This is a genomic window from Pseudoalteromonas sp., from assembly GCF_041613455.1.
Taxonomy (GTDB): Bacteria; Pseudomonadota; Gammaproteobacteria; order Enterobacterales; family Alteromonadaceae; genus Pseudoalteromonas.
In genome coordinates this window covers 1-4,297 of record NZ_JBFJHD010000240.1, presented here as the reverse complement: position 1 = coordinate 4,297, position 4,297 = coordinate 1, and the positions used below count along the sequence as shown (strand labels likewise).

Genomic DNA, 4,297 nt, shown 5'->3' with positions numbered 1-4,297 from the left:
GCTAAAGCAAAAAAGGCCGCTAAAGAGGCTGAGGCATCCTCAACGACTAGTAGCACAGATCAGCAGAGTGAAGCCGCAGAGCCCAATACTTCTGCATCGAGTGATGACAAGAAAAAAGCAGCGGTGGCAGCTGCTATCGCCCGGGCGAAAGCCAAAAAGGCACAACAAGAAGGAAATGATCAGTCATGAAACTAACCATGGCCAGTTCGCCGCATAATCATAGCCATAAGTCGTTAACCCAATTAATGCTCACTGTTATAGTGGCATGTATTCCAGGGTTGGTTGCGCAAATTGTATTTTTTGGCACCGGCGTGATTATTCAACTCATCTTAGCGCTGCTTGCAGTGAGTGTATTTGAAGCCGCCGTCATGCTGATGCGTAAACGCCCTGTTTGGCCCGCTTTAAGCGATGGCAGTGCTTGGCTTACTGGTGTGTTATTAGCACTCAGTATTCCGCCTCTTGCGCCATGGTGGATCACGATTATTGGCTGTTTTTTTGCCATCGTTATTGTTAAACAACTGTATGGCGGCTTAGGATTTAATTTATTTAACCCTGCCATGGCAGCCTATGTGTTATTACTAATTTCATTTCCAGTACAAATGACCGCTTGGCTACCGGTAAGCGAGTTACTCAACTCCCCCATTAGTATTTCGGAACAGCTCAGCCTTATTTTTACCGACTTTACTGCGTTAGGCTTTAGCTTAGAGCAAATGCGCGCAGGGATTGACGGAATAACCATGGCCACCCCGCTCGATACCATTAAAACAGATATAGCGCACGGTTTAACGGTAACCGAAAGCATGCAAAAACCAGTGTTTAATCAATGGGCTGGTTTAGGCTGGGTATGGGTTAATTTAGGCTTTTTAGCGGGCGGACTTTATTTACTAAAAGCTAAAATTATTAACTGGCACATACCTGCTAGCTTTCTTGGCAGTTTAGCGCTGTGTAGCGCGATTGGTTATATTGCCTCACCAGGAACCGAGCCTGGCAGCGTATTTCATTTATTCAGTGGGGCTACCATGTTGGGTGCATTTTTTATTGCGACCGATCCGGTGTCGGCTGCAACCACCAATAAAGGCCGTTTAATTTATGGCGCAGCGATTGGCTTATTAGTGTACTTAATCCGTACATTTGGCGGTTACCCTGACGCCGTGGCTTTTAGTGTGTTGCTACTGAACATTGCCGTACCGCTGATTGACTATTACACCCCACCGCGAACCTATGGTCACGGAGGTCAAAAATGATTTTATCGTCTATGGCTAAAAATGGCGTTATTTTAAGTACTTTCGCCTTAGCAACCACCGGGCTGGTCGCCACTATCAATATGCTTACTGCCGATAAAATAGCAGAGCAAGAGTTATTACAGCTCACTACTCAGTTACACGAGGTGCTTGATCCGCGCGCATACGATAACCAGCTTTCGCACGATTGCGTTATTATTAACGACCCGCGCTTAGGCCCTTATGCTGATCAAGTGGTATATCGCGCGCGTAAAAACAATCTGCCTGTGGCGCTGGTGGTAAGACATATAACGCCAAATGGCTACAGTGGCGATATTAACTTATTAACTGCGGTATTAAGTGACGGCCGCATTGCTGGCGTGCGAAGCACCAAGCACGCCGAAACCCCGGGATTAGGTGATAAAGTCGAAATAAGAAAGTCAGCTTGGATCAGCTCATTTAACAACATGACGGTACGCAGTGCTGACGATGAACGTTGGGCGGTCAAAAAAGACGGTGGTCAATTTGATCAGTTTACAGGTGCCACCATTACACCCCGCGCGGTGATTGGTTCGGTAAAAAATGCGGTGTTATTCGCTAAAGATGAATTTGATGCTGTATTTGCAGCACCAAATGCGTGTGTAGAGGTATCGCAATGAGTGAAATAAAAACACTTTACAAAGATGGCATGTGGGCTAACAACCCTGCCCTAGTGCAATTGTTAGGGTTGTGTCCGCTGCTTGCTGTTACATCTACGGTTACCAATGCCTTGGGTCTTGGCTTGGCCACCCTGTTAGTTTTGGTTGGCTCAAATGTAACGGTGTCGCTGGTAAGAAATTGGGTACCTAAAGATATTCGCATTCCGGTATTTGTGATGATCATCGCCGGTTTTGTAACCGTGGTGCAGTTATTAATGAACGCTTATACCTATGGCTTGTATCAATCTTTGGGCATTTTCATTCCACTTATTGTGACCAACTGCGCAATAATTGGCCGTGCTGAAGCGTATGCGTCTAAAAACCCGGTGCACTTATCTGCCTTTGACGGTTTAATGATGGGGCTTGGGTTTATGCTAGTACTGGTTATTCTGGGTGCGATGCGTGAACTGATTGGTCAAGGTACATTATTTGATGGCGCCGATTTATTACTTGGCCCCTGGGCGCAAAGTTTACGCATTGAGGTATTTAGCTTTGATAATCAATTTTTACTCGCTATTTTACCGCCGGGTGCCTTTTTAGGCTTAGGCTTATTGATTGCAGCAAAAAATATTATCGATGCACAAATACAAGCAAAACACACTGTGTCCCCCGAGGCAGAAAAAGGGCCGCGTGCTCGTGTTACTAGCTTAACGTAGGAGAAAATGCATTATTTTAATGCGTATTAACAGCCATGAATAAAGAAAAACGTCTGCAAATACTCACGCGGTTACGCGAGGCCAATCCCCATCCAGAAACGGAGCTTGAATATTCAAGCCCGTTCGAATTACTGGTGGCGGTAACACTTTCAGCGCAAGCCACCGATGTGGGCGTAAATAAAGCCACCCGTAAGCTATTTCCGGTTGCTAACACGCCACAAGCCATTTTAGATTTAGGCCACGACACACTGCGCGATTATATAAAAACCATTGGTTTATTTAATTCAAAAGCCGCCAATGTGTATAAAATGTGCCAAATACTCGTTGAGCAACACAACGGCGAAGTACCAGAAAACCGCGAAGCGCTTGAAGCCTTGCCAGGTGTAGGTCGAAAAACAGCTAACGTGGTGCTCAACACTGCTTTTGGCTGGCCAACAATTGCTGTAGATACGCATATATTTCGCGTTTCTAACCGCACTAAGCTTGCTATGGGCAAAGACGTGGTGGCGGTTGAGCAAAAGCTGGAAAAAGTGATCCCCAAAGAATTTAAAGTCGATGTACACCACTGGCTTATATTGCATGGGCGGTATACCTGCGTGGCACGTAAGCCTAAATGCGGTAGCTGCATTATTGAAGATTTATGTGAGTTTAAAGAAAAAACCGAAGAATAACAAAGCAGCTAAATAGCTGCTTTAACATTTAAAGTAATGAGCACCTCTGTCGAGTTTCTTGAATTGCTTTAGAGAAATATACCTTACTTGATCTGTCAAATGCTGTGGTCCCATATGTGCCATGAACAGACATTGAAGATTCTTAATGTCTGAAGTCAAGATTTGACCCCATTCACTTTTGTAATGTCTGAAGTCAAGATTTGACCCCATTCACTTTTATTTATGTGTTTTATTCCTGACATCTTCAAATGATGGCCGAAAATGTGGTTGATAATTCAGATCTAATGTCATTGAAATGGTGTCTAAATGGGTACACATAATGCTGTCAAGGCTTGCAAAAACTCTAGCTCGTTGAGACTTATAGCTTTCTATTTCTAATGCAAGATCCAATTTATGAAGGGCGTGTAGCTGTGCATTAATTGCATTCCATGATGCAAATAAACTTTCGTAACAAATTAAGAAATCAAAAGACCTTCTTCCAAACTCCTTGATAATTAAATCAGGATCTTCTTCACCTTGATATTGAGTATGAACAGCACATACTTCTGCAGCATGGTGACTAAGTACATCACTTAATACTCGGTTATCCATAGTTGGGATTATCCTATCGAGCTCCTTCTTTACAATAGAGGAGAAAAAAGCAATATCAGATTCAATTTTTTGTAATTTGAGACTGTCCAGAGCATATTGTTGCTGTTTTTGGTGTTCCTTTAGTTGTTTGTATAAAAAAGTAACCGATATAACTGTAATGATAGGCCCTAAAATACCGCCGAAAAAACTCCCCATTTCAGCCCATTTGGTATGCTCCACCCAAGTACCAAAGCCGAATTGATTTATATAGAGAGCGACCGGTAATAGTACAATTGCTATAAAAATACTGCCAACTAGTTTCAATTGCTCCTCCTAGAACATAACGCCTCACTAAGAGGCAAATAATAGTTGGTTAAAATAAGCGACGAAGGAGCAAAAACCAACTGTTATTTGTCCTTTTGAGTGACTTGTTAGCAGTTTTTACCTGAGGAAGCTGAAGTTTTACCTACTGTAATTATTGT

Annotated in this window: 6 protein-coding genes; 5 read left to right on the top strand and 1 reads right to left on the bottom strand. The window is 43.3% G+C overall.

All coding sequences use genetic code 11. The features are described 5' to 3' along the window. The 5 genes from ABYB02_RS15140 to nth form a co-directional block, all read left to right on the top strand. Positions 1 to 189: hypothetical protein (locus tag ABYB02_RS15140; protein WP_372763237.1), on the top strand; the 189-nt coding region annotated here is incomplete at its 5' end. Then, a complete protein-coding gene (gene rsxD / locus ABYB02_RS15135) occupies positions 186 to 1,244 on the top strand; it encodes an electron transport complex subunit RsxD (RefSeq protein ID WP_372763236.1) in 1,059 nt (352 codons plus the stop codon). The genes ABYB02_RS15140 and rsxD, both read left to right, overlap by 4 nt. Next, the gene (gene rsxG, locus ABYB02_RS15130) at positions 1,241 to 1,879 is read left to right on the top strand and encodes an electron transport complex subunit RsxG (RefSeq protein ID WP_372763235.1); all 639 of its coding nucleotides are present in this window, start codon (positions 1,241 to 1,243) and stop codon (positions 1,877 to 1,879) included. The genes rsxD and rsxG overlap by 4 nt, the downstream gene beginning before the upstream one ends. Then, entirely contained in the window at positions 1,876 to 2,574 is a 699-nt protein-coding gene (locus ABYB02_RS15125; RefSeq protein ID WP_372763234.1) for an electron transport complex subunit E, read from the top strand. The genes rsxG and ABYB02_RS15125 overlap by 4 nt, the downstream gene beginning before the upstream one ends. Positions 2,575 to 2,609: 35 nt before the next feature. Beyond that, on the top strand, positions 2,610 to 3,245 hold the full coding sequence (gene nth, locus ABYB02_RS15120; RefSeq protein ID WP_372763233.1) for an endonuclease III: 636 nt from the start codon (positions 2,610 to 2,612) through the stop codon (positions 3,243 to 3,245). Positions 3,246 to 3,461: 216 nt separating this feature from the next. Here the strand turns inward: nth and ABYB02_RS15115 are convergent, their stop codons facing one another. Further along, positions 3,462 to 4,139 carry a hypothetical protein gene (locus tag ABYB02_RS15115; RefSeq protein WP_372763232.1) on the bottom strand — a complete coding sequence of 226 codons (678 nt, stop codon included), beginning with the start codon at positions 4,137 to 4,139 and terminating at the stop codon, positions 3,462 to 3,464. Between the last annotated feature and the right edge of the window lie 158 nt (positions 4,140 to 4,297).